The following is a 16,625-nucleotide window of genomic DNA, read 5'->3' on the forward strand; positions in this document are numbered from 1 at the left end:
AATGTCCCCTTTTGATATTATATTTTTAATTTATATAAAAATAAGCTTGTATACTTTTGTGAATTTTCATATTTTTTATCATATTATGATTATTTATATTAAATAATATCATACAAACCAGTATAGCTCTACCTATCTTGTACTTTATAACTATTATTCTTTAAAATAAGTTGATCCATTTATAAATATAAAAATAGTTAATCCAGTTTAATAAAATTTTAAAAAGATACGAATTCAAAATACATGATGATAGAAATTTTGATACATAACTTTTTCTAATTAAAAAAGCTGACTACTATATTTAATAGTAATCAGCTTTTTAACTAATTTGTATTACTTTAAGATAAAGTTTAAATTATAATTTACTAAAGTATATTTTGTATATCTGATATTATTAAATCTTCTTTTAGATGATAGCGCTCATATAATTCATCTAAAGATATACTATCTGTAAATTCTTTTTTGGCTCCAAAGTTTAAAACCTTAATATCTTTATCTGAATAGAATCTTGAAATCTTTTCTCCAAATCCTCCATCAAGAATTCCATCTTCTAACGTAATTACAACCTTATGATTAGATAATAAATCATTTAATAATTCTTCATCTACTCCAGTTATAAATCTAGGATTTATTAATGTTGCATTTATTCCTGTTACTTCTTTTAATCTCTCTTGAACTCGCTTACCTAGATGATAAAAAGATCCAAGTCCAATTATTGCTACTTCACTTCCATCTTCAACCTTTTCATATTTGTTTAAATCATCAAAATTAGGTTCAATTTTAACTCCAGTTGATACCACATTCATATTTGGAACACGTATAGCCACTGGATATTTATCTTGCTCTATACCCCATTCCATCATAGCAAGATACTCTTCTTTGGTAGTTGGTGCCAAATATACAATATTTGGTATATTAGATATTAATGGTATATCAAATAAACCTAGGTGAGTTATATCACTGTCACTTATTCCTCCCCAATAAACCATAATAAGTGCTGGGTTATTATTTATAGCAAGGTCTTGAGATAATTGATCATATGTTCTTTGTATAAATGAACTTAAAAATGATGCTACTGGCTTGCCACCTCGTTTTGCTATACCTGATGCAAGTGCTATTGCATGTTCTTCAGCTATACCAACATCTACATATCTGTCTTTAAACTCACTTCTAAATGGATTTAAACCAACTATACTTGGAGTAGCAGCTGTTATTGCTACAATACTACTATCTTTTTTAGCTTTTTCTACTAAAAATTCTCCAGCTATATCTGAATAAGATTTATCATCAAATTTAAATTTAGATTCTTTAGTTTCTAAATCAAATGGCATTACCCAGTGGAATGCTTCTTTATTTTCTTCTGCATCCTTATAACCTTTACCTTTAACAGTACGCATATGCACTACTACTGGATGGTCTGTATCTTTAACTTCTTTAAATGTCTCTATTAATGACTCAATATCATTTCCATCTTTAACAAAATAGTAGTCAAATCCTAGTGATTTAAAGAAGTTATTTTCTGACTTTCCTTCAGTTTCACGAAGTAAAGCTAGGTTTTTATAAAGCCCTCCATGGTTTTCTGCTATAGACATATCATTATCATTTACTAAAATTATTATATTTTTTCCAGATTCAGCTGCATTATTTAATCCTTCATATGCTTCTCCGCCACTTAAAGAACCATCACCTATAACTGCAATTATATTTTCCTTTCCATTTTTTACATCACGTCCTTTAGCTAACCCACAGGCTAAACTAACTGAAGTTGATGTATGTCCCACTGTAAAGAAATCATGTTCACTTTCTTTAGATGAAGTATACCCTGTAACATCTGTGTATTTATTAGGATTTATAAATGCTTCTTTTCTTCCTGTTAGCATTTTATGTGTATATGATTGATGCGAAACATCATATACAAACTTATCTATTGGTGAATTAAATACATAATGAAGTGCAATTGTTGCTTCTACCATACCTAAGTTAGGCCCAAAGTGACCTCCTGTTGTACTTACTTTTTTAATTAGTACATCTCTTATCTCACTAGATAATAAGTTCAATTCATCTATTGTAAGTATTTTTAAATCTTTTGGATTATTTATCTTATTTAAAATATTTAATGACATATTAAATTTCCTCCTAGTTGTAATTATTTTTTTATTAGTTCATTTTCTTTTGTTACCATATCATTTTCATATCTTTCTATTTTAAAATCTAAACGTTCTATAGTTTGTTTCATATCCTCCATTTTTTCTATTAAAACTTTACGTTGTTCAATTAATATTTCTTTTCTAGCTTCAATAGTTTCATCCCCTCGCTTAAAAAGCGTAACATAATTTATTAATACATCTATTGAAAGACCTGCATTTCTCATGCATTTTATAAATTCTATCCACCTACAGTCTTCTTCTGTATAATCTCTCTTACCGCCTTTGCTACGATTTATGCTAGGAATAAGTCCAATACGTTCATAGTAACGTAATGTGTCCTGTGAAAGACCAAACATTTCACTTACTTGTGTAATTGTCATATCATGAAACCTCCAAATATTATAGCTAATATCTTCTACACTTATAGGATATTCCTTGGAGTTAACTCCAAGTCAATACTTTTTTTAATTTATGTAAATTATGTTTTTGTGAATTAATTTTTAATTAGTTTTTTGATATGTTTTATATATGGTTTACTTTTAATTAGATTTGATAGCTATCCCACCTCGTAAAACACGAGGTGGGATATTTGATAAGCCAAATAATGAATGTTATCTATTTTTATTATTTAGCTTTTGAAAACTTTTCTTCATGTTTTAAAAGCCATGATTTTTTATCTAGTCCTCCTCCATAACCTGTAAGACTTTTATTAGCTCCAATAACCCTATGACAAGGAACAACTATATTTATAATATTTCTACCATTAGTATTTCCAACTGCTCTTACAGCTTTCTCATTTCCTATTTTTGTTGCTATATATTTATAAGATACAGTATCTCCATAAGGAATATCTGTTAATTCATTCCAAACTTTTTCCTGAAACTCTGTTCCTTTTAGTTTAAATTTTATATCGAATTCTTTTCTAGTTCCATTAAAATATTCTTGTATCTGCTTTATAGTTTCTTTTAAAATCTCTGGTTGTTCTGTATTTTTTCTTTTTTCATCTACATACAAAATTGAAATTAGTTCATCTTCTGTTGTACCTATTTCTAGTATTCCTATAGGTGAATCGTAGTAATAATAGTACTTTTGTATCATTTAAATTCCTCCTTAGATAAAAGTAAATTATTAAAACCAAGTTATTTGATTACTTTCATATTGACTTTTATAGTCATTTATAATGTCTTTCATGTTATATAGTAAACTATATCTATCGCACTCTTTTTTGAATACTTTCCATAAATACTCTGAATTTAGAGAACTATTTTCATACTGTTCTCCATAAGTTTTTACATATTTTTTATCTAACATTTTATTTGGAAATATTTTTCTTAACTGCTCTAAATAATATTCTCTCTGATTAGTTCTTAATGTAACTCCTAGTCCATAAGTAAAAACAAATTTAGCTCCACATTCATAAGCTCTTTTTATAATATTTTTTATATTTTCCTCAGTATCATTTATAAATGGTAATATTGGCATTAACAATACACCACAGTATATATTATTATCTGATAATTTTTTTAAAGTCTTAAACCTATCAGATGTTGTAGATACATTTGGCTCAACTTTTTTACAAAGTTCATCATCAAATGTAGTTATTGTAATTTTGATTAAAGTTGGAGAGTGTTTTTGGATACTTTTTAATATATCTATATCTCTAACTATTAAGTCACTTTTAGTTGCAATTGATATTCCAAATTTATATTCATCTACTAATTTTAGAGCTTGTCTTGTTAAAAGATACTTCTTTTCAAAAGGATTATATGGATCACTCATAGCTCCTGTTCCCACTACACCTTTTTTTCTCTTTGATACTAAATCCTTTTTTATTATTTCAATTGAATTTTCTTTAATTCTAACTCTATCAAAATCTATAATTTGATAACAATTACTTCTAGAATCACAATATATACATCCATGGCAACAGCCTTTATATATGTTCATATTATAGTTTATTCCAAACCAGTTAGGATTTTCTTTATAGCTAGATACAATGGTTTTTGTTGGTATATACTCCATACATATTAATCCTTTCAACTTGGATTTTTAAATTAGCTCTATTTATATATTTACTTTAATTACCTTATTTTTAATATTATTTAAAAACCTATCAAAGTCATCACCGGATATATTAAAAGTTTCTGTATTTATAGCTGGATGAAAGTTAAGATTTTGACCATCTAGTAAATCACTATCTATTAATACTTCCACTTCGCTATTTTTGTCATTTATAATACTAAAAGGATTTACACTTCCAGGAGTTACCTTCATAAGCTCATATAATTTTTCTGGTGAATCAAAAGAAAGCCTAGTACTCCCTATTTGAGTTCTTATATTTTTTAAATCAACTGATTTATCGTGCTTTACTACTACTAAGTAGTTCTGGCTTTTATTAGAGTTCTTTAAAAATAAATTTTTACAATGATGTCCTGGCATATCTTTAGTTACGCTATAAAACTCATCTGCTGTAAATACTTCATCATGTTCTAAGACTTTATATTTTATTTGTAATTCATTTAGTTTTGCATATATTTCTTTTTTCATCCTTTTCCCCCTGTTGTATAAATATAAGTATATTATTACATATTTTTTATTTCTATTAAAGTTATAAAAAACTCATATCTATTTGATATGAGTTTTTTATATTTATACAATATGAACTTCATTAATTTATTTATTGTCTAGAATATGCAGTAATAACTCCACAAGCCAATCTAGATCCTGCATTTCCCGCAGGTTGTGTTGTAAAATCATCATATCCTTTATGAAGTATAAAGGATTTTCCTATAATTTCATTTACAGTAAATCTATTTGTAAATGTAGAAAGTATACCTATCCCATCAGCAGACAAAATTGGCGGTAAATCTCCTGCATGCATAGGATGTTCTTCATTAGTTGGGTTATAGTGAGATTTTGCAGCCGTAAATGGATCGCTTTCATTCCCTACAGTACAATCTCCAACCTCATGAATATGGAGTCCATGGAAAGAACTTTTTTGATTATTTATATTAGGAATTCCTGTTATATAAGCTTTTAAGTATACTCCTTCTTCTAGCTGATATAAATATATTATTCCCTTTATACAGGGAGCCAAAGGCCCTCCTTTTATCTTAGCGTATGCATCTGGTTTAGATGGATTATAGTTAGAAAACATCTTATTAATATCATATTTTTTGCAAGAATTATCCATAATGTACCTCCTTATAATATTGAGTTTATATAGCTATATATATTATGATTTGAAATTCAAAAATGTTATCATTTGCAATATTTTGTAATAAAAAAAGCGTATTAACAAGTTTGTTAATACGCTTTTTTATTTTTATTCATTCAAATAATCTTTTCTAATTCTTTTAGTAAAATATTAAAATTGTTTTAATAAATTTGCCATTTCAATAGCAGTCACAGCAGCATCATAACCTTTATTTCCAGCTTTTGTTCCAGCTCTTTCAATAGCTTGTTCAATTGTATCCGTTGTTAATACTCCAAATATAACAGGTTTTTCACTAGATAAAGAAACTGAAGCAATTCCCTTTGATGCTTCTGCACATACATAATCAAAATGTGGTGTTGATCCTTTAATAACTGCACCTAAGCATATTATTGCATCATACTCTTCATTTTTAGCCATTTTCTTTGCGATTAATGGAATTTCAAAGGCTCCTGGTACCCAAGCTACATCTATATTATTTTCATCTACTCCATGTCTTTTTAATCCATCAAGTGCTCCCCCTAATAATTTTGAAACTATAAATTCATTAAATCTACCTACTACTATACCTATCTTAATACCTTCTGCTACTAATTTTCCTTCTATTACTCCCATTTTAAAGCCCTCCATTTATATTAATTTTAATAGTTAAGCATATGATGTAATTTATCTTGTTTAGTCTTTAAATAAAACTCATTTTTTTCATTATGATTCATTTGAATTGGAATTCTTTCCACTATTTCAATATCATAACCTCTTAGCCCATTAAGCTTTCTAGGATTATTTGTCATAAGTCTTAGTGTCCTAACCCCTAGATTTTTAAGTATTTGGGCTCCAATTCCATAATCCCTAATATCTGCTGGAAACCCTAGCATAAGATTAGCTTCCACTGTGTCATACCCTTGGTCTTGAAGTGCATAAGCTTTTAACTTATTTATAAGTCCAATTCCTCTTCCTTCTTGTCTCATATAGAGAAGAATTCCGTTTCCTTCTTTAGCTATTTTTTTCATTGCAGCATCATATTGGTCTCCACAATCACATCTTAAAGATCCCAAAGCATCTCCTGTTAGACATTCTGAATGAACTCTTACAAGTACTGGTTCATTTTCGTCTATTTCACCTTTAACTAAGGCTACATGGTGTTCTCCATTTAATTTATTTATAAACCCATACATCTTAAAATCTCCATACTTTGTTGGCATATTAACTTCTACAACTCGTTCAACTAGGTTCTCACGTGTTCTTCTATAGTCAACTAAATCAGCTATAGTTATTATCTTAAGATTATGTTTTTTTGCAAACTCCATTAACTCAGTTGTTCTCGCCATAGTTCCATCTTTACTCATAATTTCACAAATAACACCTGCTGGTTCTAATCCTGCAAGTCTTGATAGATCTATAGCTGCCTCTGTATGTCCAACTCTTTTTAATACTCCACCAGATTTAGCTATAAGGGGGAAGATGTGTCCTGGTCTTCTAAAATCTAATGGATTGCTATCTTTTAGTACCTTTTGGATTGTAAATGCTCTTTCATATGCAGAAATACCAGTAGTGGTATCAATGTGGTCAATAGAAACTGTAAAAGCGGTTTCATGGTTGTCAGTATTATTTTCTACCATAGGATGTAAATTTAAAACTTTTGCCTTTTTTTCATCTATTGGCATACATATAAGCCCTCTTCCATAAGTAGCCATAAAGTTAATAGCTTCCGGTGTTACACATTCAGCAGACATTAATAAGTCTCCTTCATTTTCTCTATCTTCATCATCAACAACTATAACTATTTTTCCTTCTTTTATATCTTCTAAAGCTTCTTCAATAGTATTAAATTTAAACATTTTCTTTTCTCCTTATTATTAGTTTCATGTTTTTATAAAAAACCATTTTTGCTTAAAAACTCTTCACTTATTGAATTTCTATGGTTGTCCTTTTTATCTATATTTAATATCAATAATTTTTCTATATATTTACCGATCAAGTCACATTCAAGATTTACTGTATTTCCTACTTTCTTATTTAATAACGTTGTCTCTCTTGCTGTATGAGGTATTATAGAAACTTTAAAACAACTATCATCTACATAAGCCACTGTTAAACTTATTCCATCTATAGTAATTGAACCTTTATGTACTATGTATTTTAAAATATTCATTGAAGCTTTTACAGTAATCCATATAGCATTGTCCTCTTTTATAAATGATGTAATAGTCCCTATACCATCTATATGACCGCTAACTATATGTCCACCTAATCTTTTTTCTAAGCTTAAGGCTCTTTCTAAATTAACTTCACTTCCTATATTAAAGCTTTCAAGGTTACTTCTTCTCAAGGTTTCTGCCATAACATCCGCCTCAAAACTATCATTGTTTAAATCAGTTACAGTAAGACATACTCCATTTGTAGCAATACTATCTCCTACATTCATTTGATTTAAAACCTTATTTGCTTTTATAAACAACTTTGAGGATTTCTCCCCTTTTTTAATTCCCTTAATAACTCCTATTTCCTCAACTATTCCTGTAAACATCTAGTTTTCCTCACTTCCTATGTATCCTTGAATTAAAATATCCTCTGAGACCATTGATATATTTAAATCTTTAATTTTAAAAGCATCCTTTAATTGTGCTATTCCATTTCCCCCTACTGGAGTTTTTGAATTTACTCCTCCGATAATTTTTGGGGCTATGTAAATTAAAACCTTATCAACAATTCCTACTTCTAAGGCTGAGTAATTTAGCATTGATCCTCCTTCTAAAAGAATACTGTCAATCTTTAATTCACCTAGTTTAATCATCAATTCTTTTAAATTTACCTTTTCATATGTTGATTTAGTTTTTATAACCCATACTCCTAGATTTTCTAAATAATCTATTTTTTCTTTTGGTGCTTTTTCTGTAGTAGCAATTATAGTTTTTATATCATTTGTATTTTCTAATACATTTGAATCTTTAGGAATTCTAAGTTTACTATCTACAATTATTCTTATTGGATTTCTACCATCTACAATTCTACAAGTTAGATGAGGATTATCTATTATCACAGTATCTACTCCAACCATAATAGCTGACAAATCATTTCTTAATTTATGTACTTCACTTCTTGATTTATTTCCAGTAATCCACTTTGATTCTCCTGAAGCCGTAGATATTTTTCCATCTAATGACATAGCAGTTTTTAATACAACAAATGGCTTTTTGTTTTTGATGTATTTAATAAATACTTCATTTAATTTTTTACATTCCTCTTCAAGTACCCCTACTTCTACCTCAATTCCTGCATCATGTAATTTCTTTATACCTTGACCTGATACCAATTTATTAGGATCCATCATTCCAATAACAACTCTAGAAATTTTTTTGTCTATTATCTTGTCAACACAAGGTGGGGTTTTCCCATAATGAGAACATGGTTCTAAAGTTACATACATAGTTGCTCCAGCTACATTTTCCTTTGCATTTTTAAATGCATTTACTTCAGCATGATCTTCTCCATATTTTTCATGATAGCCTTTAGCTATAATTTTTTTATCTTTCACAATTACAGCCCCAACTAATGGATTTGGATTTGCTTTTCCTTTTCCCAGTTTTGCTAAATCTAATGCTATTTTCATGTAATGTTTATCCACTTTTTTCACCCTCTGACTTTTAAGTCTTTTAATAAATAAAGCCCTGAGTAAAAACACCCAGGGCTTTATGTTATACATATTTTATCTATAGAATATGTAATAATAATTAAATATGTATTACGTAAAATATAATTCTCAATTGTTTTCTATAAAATAAAAAAGCTCTGAAATATTAAATATTTCAGAGCATTAATAACACTAATATAGTATTATACTTTAGAATTAATCCATTTTACGTTTTATCTTCTTCCATCCAGACTTTACTGTCGGCTTCGGAGTTTCACCGAATCATGCCAAATAGGCTCGCGGGCTTTACCGCCGGTAGGGAATTTCACCCTGCCCTGAAGATTTATTAAATTGTAATTTAATAGTAATCCATCTAAGTTCATATGTCAACAATATATAATAAAACTTTTATCCTCTATATAGTAATCTATTAAAATCATTGGATCAAACTTAAATATTTAACAGCACAATATCATTTAATAAAAAGAGACTAATCAAATATGCTTAATCTCTTTGTTTATCTCAAATTATATAATCTTAGTCATTTTCTTCTAGCCATTTATTTAAAACTTCTATATATTTATCATTTTCTTCAACAAATGGCATATGTCTTGAATATTCAAATAGCTCCCATTTACTATTAGGAATTCTATCATACATAGTCTTTGCAATGTATGGAGAACATAAATCTATTGCTCCACTAGTTATTAAACACGGTTCTTTTATTTCATGTAATCTATCTGTAAACTCATATCCAGCAAGAGTACCTGTAGGAGAAAATTCATTATGTCCCCATCCTACAACATAGGCTTCAGTACCTGATTTTTTAGGTCTTCTTAAACATTCTGGAGAATCTTCAGTTACTTTTCCTGCACAGTACATTTCCATAAACTTATCTAATGCATGGCTATATTCATCACTAGAATAATCTCCAGTATTCACTGCATCAAGTAAAGACTTTTGATCAGCCTCATCCATATATGATATTCTTCTTTTTTGCTCTTTTTCCCAAAGTTTTGCTGAAGAAAGAGTAGATGAAAGAATATATGATTTTATACCTTTTGGCTTATGCTCAATAGCATACCAAATAGCCTGCATACCTCCCCAAGATTGGCCTAATAGGTGAATTTCTTCAAGTCCTAAGTGTTTTCTTAGTTCAATAAGTTCTTTTATCCAAGTATCAGCATTAAACAATTCAGGGTGACCTTCAATAAATGAATTACCACAACCAATTTGGTCATACATTATTACTTGTCTACCACTCTCTGCTATTTTATCTAATACCTCGAAATAATTATGTGTAGAACCTGGCCCTCCGTGAAGTAGTACTAATGGTTTCTTTCCTTCTGTTGATTCCCCTACTATACGATAATAAGTTTTAAACCCTTCAAAAGGCATATATCCTTCAGTGATTTTCATGTTTATCCCCTCCAATTTGTCATAAAGCTTATTTTCCATATATATGCTTTAAGCTTTATACTTCCTTTGTAACTAGTATAGCACAAAAGAATGTAATCTACATAACAATACACCCATTAAATTCAATTTAATATATATTTCTTAGTGTTCTCTAGTTCATTAAAGTATTAACTTTTTAATTGTATTTTCGGCTTTTTATTCTATATATTATGTTAAAATCAACATATTTTTGTACTTTTTTACCCTATATAACTAATGTTTTAGAATATAATTTTGAGTGTATAAAATTTATACTTCATTGTAATATTGCTTAAAATTACACACTAAAAAAGGTATTATCAAATTACTGATAATACCTTTTTTAGTAAAGTAATAGTCTCAAAATTATATCTTTAAATAAATTATAATAGACCTTGAGATTTATAAACTTCTAAATTTTTAATTATATAACTTAGTGTACAAAACTCCTTATCTATTCTTTCTCCAATTAACATCAGTCCATCTATTAATTGTTTTTCTTTAAAGTTATCTAAAAGTATAATTATACTTATAAAATTAATTCCACCATCCTTAGTATCTAAAGTTCTTGAATTTTTAACGTATTTATTTTCCATTGCAAATTTTATTGAATTTTCTAATCTTTCACTTATCTCTATAATAGGCATTTTTTCATATACTTTTATTTGAGGTGAGTTTATGTTAAGACTTTTAGCTTTAGTTAAATCTGTATTAAAGAATATTACATTTTTAAATTTAGCTCCAGAAAAGTCTACTTCTTCTAAATTAACTCCTTCAAATACAGTATTTTCAAATTTTGCATTTTTAAACTTACTCTTTTTTAAATTTGCTCCTATTATTTCAGATGATTTAAAACTACATCCGTAAAAATTACAAGATTTAAAATGTGCCCCTCTTAAGCTTGTAAAATTAAAGTTTGAATTTGAAAAGTCAGTATTATAACAGTTGCTTCTTTTTAAATCTTGATACATAAAGTTTTTATCCATTTTTTTTGCTTTATTGTATTTTAATCCCATCTCTATCTTTGGTTTATTATTCATTTTTCCTCCATAATTTAAAAGATCTTATACTTAAGTGTATAAGAGTTTGATATTAATTATTTTTAATAATTATTCCTAATCTTAACATATAACTTTAATCATAACAACCTAATTATAGTCTACTATTGATGCTAAAACTCTATAACTTTGATATAATAACATTAAATTAAACTTAGGAGATTTATAAAATGAAGGATGAATTTAACAATAATAATAGTTCTAATAAGTATTCATGGAACGACGCTATGATTTTAGATAAAATACAAGAGATTTTGGAAGTTGAGAATATAGATGATTTAGAATTTAATGAAGAAATGATAAACCAATTAAAAACTCAGTTAAGTGAAAATCTCTCATCAGAAGAGATAAATCAATCTGCATATATGGTAGCCCAAAATATCGAAGAATTAAAAGTTTTACCAAAAGAGGATATAAAAGCCTATATATCAAGATTGAAAAGTTATTTAAATAATACTAATTTTAGCTGTATTAAAGCTGAGTTTAAAGGAATTGAATTTGAAATCTATCAAGACTCCTCTATAGAAGATGTCTTTAAAAGTTATTATTCTAGATATGATCAAATATATGGAATATCTCAGATGCTTTCAGATTTAGGTTTAAAATAATATTATTTAAATTAAACTTTTTTACTAGTTAAGTACAAAAACGTATTGAATATATATTCAATACGTTTTTTATAAGTTTTAATTCATAAAATAATATTTATATTAATTTTATTGTCTATTGTTTACTTTAAATAGGATAATACTTTTATTTATACCAATCAGAAATAACCTCGATACTCTCCTTTGATGGGTAAAAATATTTATCATTACCTTTTTCTCCAACAGCAAATACAGAAAATCCTTTTATATACTTTTTATCTTGAAATACATCTTTATACGCTTTAAAGCATCTTGCCTGTTCCTTATTATTTTCTGTATTAGATACTTGGCTATTCCAAGGTTGAGTTGCTGCATTATCTTTTCTAGGAAATCCTAATTCTGCAAAGTAAATTTCTTTATTATATTTTTTATAAAAATTATTTATTTCTTCTACTACATTTTGATGTCTATTATAAATAGTAGTAGAACTTAAACAATTGATTAACTCTTTGACTGTATTTTCTTTTTTATCGCTAAGCTCAAAATAAGCTGCTATGGATATAAAATCAACTTTTGAAAATACTTTATTATTGAGCTTTTTATAATAATTTTCTTTACTTTTTTTATCCCATGTAGCTGTATACCACCATGAAGTTTTATATGTAACTTCACCATTAAACCTATTCTTAACAAACTTTACTATATCACACCAATTATCTTCATAAACCTCTAACTTTGAAAAATTTGAAGCCATAATTAGTATATCCACATCATATTTATTTGCTATTTCTTTAATTAAAGTATCTAATATATGTTCCCAATCTTTAAAAAATCTTTCGTTATTTTTAGGATTGTAATCCGTTTCGTATTTACTACCATTATCTATCCATGGATATGCTTCTAATATAACCTTTATATTCTTTGACTTTAATATTTTTATCAGTTCTATAGCTTTATTCTTACTACTATCATCTATTTTAATATTATTTGAGTTTAAATTTTCTATATTTATAACTATAGGTACATTAACTGTATTTACATTTAAATCATTAATATCTTTTAAAACCTGTTTTATATTATAATCAGTTGATAAATTAACAGATTTTATTTTTTCTTTTGTATCTATATCTTTAGTAGTATTTTTTCCAATAAAGAAAATACCTACTATTATTAATAAGGTAATTATTATTAATATACGTTTCTTCATAATTCTCCTATTTATATATCATTTTTATTTTTATACTTTAATGCTAATAAAACTGTTGATATTGCAACCATTAAAAATAATATCCCTGCAATTATTATAAATGATTTACTATCATCATCAAGTTTATTAGATTGTTTTATTTCTTTATTTTCATCTGTATCATCTAAATTATAATTTAAATCTTTTACGTTTCCTTCTCTATCAATTACTATTGTATCTCCCTTTAAAGATTTTATTAGATCTAAATCACTTAAATATCTACTACTTAGTTTTAAATCCCTCATTTGTGTTGATGCTAAAATCATCATACCTTTATCTTTATTATATGGAGATTTTAACACTTGTATCGTTGCTAATTTACTTGAATAATCGCCTATAAACTTAATCTTTTGATTACTTTCAAAACCAGTATAGTTTTTATTAAACTTCAAATTCATATATTTATTTAAATCTTTTATAAGAATATTATTATTTGGAGTTCCAATTACTATCAAATTGCTTTTTTTGTAATCTCCATTTAATTCACTTGATTTTATAAATTTTATATCTCCGTTATTATATTTAACACCATGTCCTATATAAGACATTATGCTCCCTATTTGTGTCAAATCATTTGAATTCAATTTATCCGGTACTACAACAACTAAATCATTAACCTTATCATCCTTTATAAATGGATATGGATAATTTTTCATATTTAAATCATCTACATCATTATAATCAAATTTCATGTACGACTCATTTGATATATATGCAAATGGATTTTCTGTATCTCTAGTTACACACGCTAAATCTAATAATTCTAAATTAAATACAACTTTTATTTGATAATAATTTTGATTTAAAACCTCTTTTGGAAAACTTAGTTTTAATTCATCATTATTGGCATTCACTTTGCTTAACTTTTTACTCCCTATAGGTATATTATTTACATATACAGTTATAAGTGATCTTTCAAAATCTAAGTTTTCACCATATCTAAAATTTAAGTTTATAGTGCTCCCTTTTTTTATAGATTTACCTTTAGGTATATTTGCATCAATTATTGTTTCTTGTGTAAATGGTCCCTTTAGCGTTATATTATCGTATCCTAAATCCTTAAATGATATTGTGTTTTTAATTTTATAATCATATATATCATCTACATCTGTATCTTTATTTATTAATATACTATCTTCATTAATTTCACCTATTAAATTTTTACTACTTATAAGTTTACTTGCCTTTTTAAGCAATTCTTCATTATTTGATATTAAAAGAAGCATTTTTTTATTTTTATCAAATATTGAGTCTACATTTTTTATAACACAATTATTATTTAGCTTTTCCTTTTCTTTTTCCGTTAACAAATTAAATATATCAGACGGAGTTTTGTTTACATTTCCTATATATATAATATTTTTATCTTTATCCTTAAATTTGGAATATTGACTTATATTAAATCCTATATTTTCATGTTTTATTTTTTCTCCAAAATCATTAGCAAATATCATAGCTGAAGTTAATTCTTCATTTGAATAGTTATCTGGAATTAATATGCTCGTTTCTAATTCGTTACCTTTATTTAGATTTATATAAGTATCTTTATACTCACTTATTAAGTTTGACACTGGCTCATAGTTATAGTTCAAACTTATATCTGATTCTTTGTGTATAACTAGCCAATTCGCCGTGTTTGAATCATCTCTACAAACTTTATCTGAAATAGTTTTATATGCCTTTATTTCTACTTTATTATAACCTTTTTTTATTAAGTCTTTTGGTATATCTATACTTATTTTTTTCTTATATTCCTTATTTCCACCTAATTTTTCCGAATGTATGGGTACATCATTTACAATTATTGTTATAGTAGAATAATTTACATCTAATAACTCACTTTTAGTATATACTAAATTTAGTTTAGCATCTTTAGCTAATGCATTCTCAGGTACATCAAAGTATCTGTTAGTACTACTTATAACTCCACTCATAGTTATATCATTTTCAAATCTGTAGTTTTTAACATTTTCTTGACTAAAAACTATATCAAAACTTGAAAAACTAATAATTAATGATATTATTATTGTTATTAATCTCATTTTATTTTCTCCTAAAATCGTTCTGTCTTATACCACTTAGCTTCTCTTTTGTGTATAGCATCAAAAAAATATCCTATCATTCCTTTTATAGCAACAACTAACCACATTTGAGAATATGTAAAGTACATAAGTGCAACTAAAAATATATTGCTTAAATTGCTTTCTCCCTTTTCCATACTAAGTGTTATTGATACTTGTAATATAAATAATATATACGATAATATCCATATGATAAAAAAGTTAAAGGGTATATTTATAGTTACTATTTTAAATATTCCTAATAAAAATATTATGTCTGATAAAACAACTGATGTTAAAAATAAAAAATACACAGAAAAGAAATACAATATATCAAATAAAACTCTATTTTGTTTACCTTTAAATATATTAGTAATATACTTTACTAGTACATATATATTTCCTTTTACCCATCTTGTTCTTTGCTTTATCCACACGTTTAATGTTTCAGGTTCTTGTTCCCAAGTTACAGCCTGAGGAATATACGTTATTCGTTGTCCAATTTTATAAATTCTAAAACTTATTTCAGTATCCTCTGCTATTGCTTTTGTATCCCATCCACCTAAACTTTCCATAGTACTTTTTCTAATTACAAAGTTTGTACCAGGTATTGTACAAAGTCCTAATAATTGTTTTCTACCTGCTTGTGCTATCCATTGAAAACTCAAAGTTTCTATATTTATAAATTTTGTTAGTAAATTTTTATGCTTATTTCTAGTTCTAAATTTTCCTATGACAGCTCCTAATTTTTCATCTTTAACAATAGTCTGTATCAAGTACCTTAGAGCAGTTTTTTCTGGAGTATTATCAGCATCATATATTGCAATATACTCCCCTTTGGATTTTTCATATCCTATATTTAATGCATTTGATTTTCCTTTACCCCCTGTTATATTATCTGTATTTATTATTGTAAAATTATAGTTTCTATATCTATTTTTTATAGATTCTAGTACTTCTTTTGAATTATCACTAGAGTTATCATTTATAACGATAAGCTCCATTTTATCTCTAGGATAATCTAACAATAGTAATGATTCTACTGTTTTTCCTATTACTTTTCCTTCATTATGTGCTGGTACTAATATTGATACAAATGGATACTCTTTTAATTTTTCATCTTTAAATTTAAGGCTCTTTAAATAATATAGATATCCACTTATAGCTAATATTATATTTACTAAAAGTATCGTCCATATAGATGATAAAGAAATTAAAAATATAATATCTACTAACCCCATAATA

At 26.7% G+C, this 16,625-nt stretch carries 16 protein-coding genes and 1 riboswitch; of the genes, 1 reads left to right on the top strand and 15 read right to left on the bottom strand.

The genetic code is table 11. The features are described from left to right. Positions 1 to 365 precede the first annotated feature (365 nt). The 12 genes from ATCC9714_RS10125 to ATCC9714_RS10180 form a co-directional block, all read right to left on the bottom strand. Positions 366 to 2,123 (bottom strand): 1-deoxy-D-xylulose-5-phosphate synthase, encoded by a 1,758-nt coding sequence (locus ATCC9714_RS10125; protein ID WP_057545190.1) that lies wholly within the window; start codon positions 2,121 to 2,123, stop codon positions 366 to 368. 23 nt (positions 2,124 to 2,146) lie between these two features. Next, positions 2,147 to 2,527: a MerR family transcriptional regulator gene (locus ATCC9714_RS10130; protein ID WP_057545191.1), complete on the bottom strand. Its 381-nt coding sequence runs from the start codon at positions 2,525 to 2,527 to the stop codon at positions 2,147 to 2,149. A 244-nt stretch (positions 2,528 to 2,771) separates the two neighbouring features. Next, the gene (locus ATCC9714_RS10135; protein ID WP_021125644.1) at positions 2,772 to 3,245 is read right to left on the bottom strand and encodes a methylated-DNA--[protein]-cysteine S-methyltransferase; all 474 of its coding nucleotides are present in this window, start codon (positions 3,243 to 3,245) and stop codon (positions 2,772 to 2,774) included. A 30-nt stretch (positions 3,246 to 3,275) separates the two neighbouring features. Next, positions 3,276 to 4,169: an SPL family radical SAM protein gene (locus ATCC9714_RS10140; RefSeq protein WP_057545192.1), complete on the bottom strand. Its 894-nt coding sequence runs from the start codon at positions 4,167 to 4,169 to the stop codon at positions 3,276 to 3,278. 42 nt (positions 4,170 to 4,211) lie between these two features. Beyond that, on the bottom strand, positions 4,212 to 4,694 hold the full coding sequence (locus ATCC9714_RS10145) for a prolyl-tRNA synthetase associated domain-containing protein (RefSeq protein WP_057545193.1): 483 nt from the start codon (positions 4,692 to 4,694) through the stop codon (positions 4,212 to 4,214). 130 nt (positions 4,695 to 4,824) lie between these two features. After that, on the bottom strand, positions 4,825 to 5,340 hold the full coding sequence (locus ATCC9714_RS10150; RefSeq protein ID WP_021125648.1) for a superoxide dismutase family protein: 516 nt from the start codon (positions 5,338 to 5,340) through the stop codon (positions 4,825 to 4,827). A 174-nt stretch (positions 5,341 to 5,514) separates the two neighbouring features. Beyond that, entirely contained in the window at positions 5,515 to 5,976 is a 462-nt protein-coding gene (gene ribH / locus ATCC9714_RS10155; RefSeq protein WP_057545194.1) for a 6,7-dimethyl-8-ribityllumazine synthase, read from the bottom strand. A gap of 26 nt (positions 5,977 to 6,002) precedes the next feature. Beyond that, positions 6,003 to 7,199, bottom strand: coding sequence for a bifunctional 3,4-dihydroxy-2-butanone-4-phosphate synthase/GTP cyclohydrolase II (locus ATCC9714_RS10160; RefSeq protein WP_054630457.1), 1,197 nt, complete (start codon positions 7,197 to 7,199; stop codon positions 6,003 to 6,005). Positions 7,200 to 7,231: 32 nt separating this feature from the next. Continuing rightward, entirely contained in the window at positions 7,232 to 7,888 is a 657-nt protein-coding gene (locus tag ATCC9714_RS10165; protein WP_057545195.1) for a riboflavin synthase, read from the bottom strand. Continuing rightward, complete coding sequence (gene ribD, locus ATCC9714_RS10170) at positions 7,889 to 8,986, bottom strand: bifunctional diaminohydroxyphosphoribosylaminopyrimidine deaminase/5-amino-6-(5-phosphoribosylamino)uracil reductase RibD (RefSeq protein ID WP_054630455.1); 1,098 nt, start codon at positions 8,984 to 8,986, stop codon at positions 7,889 to 7,891. Between the two features lie 237 nt (positions 8,987 to 9,223). Then, a riboswitch (FMN riboswitch) is annotated at positions 9,224 to 9,339 on the bottom strand. Positions 9,340 to 9,529: 190 nt separating this feature from the next. Next, a complete protein-coding gene (gene pepI / locus ATCC9714_RS10175; protein ID WP_057545196.1) occupies positions 9,530 to 10,411 on the bottom strand; it encodes a proline iminopeptidase in 882 nt (293 codons plus the stop codon). Positions 10,412 to 10,812: 401 nt separating this feature from the next. Then, positions 10,813 to 11,469 carry a pentapeptide repeat-containing protein gene (locus ATCC9714_RS10180; RefSeq protein ID WP_057545197.1) on the bottom strand — a complete coding sequence of 219 codons (657 nt, stop codon included), beginning with the start codon at positions 11,467 to 11,469 and terminating at the stop codon, positions 10,813 to 10,815. A gap of 188 nt (positions 11,470 to 11,657) precedes the next feature. On the opposite strand from ATCC9714_RS10180, the gene ATCC9714_RS10185 reads away from it, so the two are divergent. Then, on the top strand, positions 11,658 to 12,095 hold the full coding sequence (locus tag ATCC9714_RS10185; RefSeq protein ID WP_057545198.1) for a hypothetical protein: 438 nt from the start codon (positions 11,658 to 11,660) through the stop codon (positions 12,093 to 12,095). Between the two features lie 145 nt (positions 12,096 to 12,240). Here the strand turns inward: ATCC9714_RS10185 and ATCC9714_RS10190 are convergent, their stop codons facing one another. The 3 genes from ATCC9714_RS10190 to ATCC9714_RS10200 are packed head-to-tail and all read right to left on the bottom strand — an operon-like array spanning position 12,241 to position 16,621. Continuing rightward, the gene (locus ATCC9714_RS10190; RefSeq protein WP_057574252.1) at positions 12,241 to 13,281 is read right to left on the bottom strand and encodes a glycoside hydrolase family 113; all 1,041 of its coding nucleotides are present in this window, start codon (positions 13,279 to 13,281) and stop codon (positions 12,241 to 12,243) included. Between the two features lie 11 nt (positions 13,282 to 13,292). Further along, positions 13,293 to 15,362, bottom strand: a complete 2,070-nt coding sequence (locus ATCC9714_RS10195) for a cellulose biosynthesis cyclic di-GMP-binding regulatory protein BcsB (protein ID WP_057545200.1) — start codon at positions 15,360 to 15,362, stop codon at positions 13,293 to 13,295. 11 nt (positions 15,363 to 15,373) lie between these two features. Further along, positions 15,374 to 16,621 (bottom strand): glycosyltransferase family 2 protein, encoded by a 1,248-nt coding sequence (locus ATCC9714_RS10200; protein WP_057545201.1) that lies wholly within the window; start codon positions 16,619 to 16,621, stop codon positions 15,374 to 15,376. Between the last annotated feature and the right edge of the window lie 4 nt (positions 16,622 to 16,625).

The sequence above is a fragment of the Paraclostridium sordellii genome, assembly GCF_000953675.1.
Lineage (GTDB): Bacteria > Bacillota > Clostridia > Peptostreptococcales > Peptostreptococcaceae > Paraclostridium > Paraclostridium sordellii.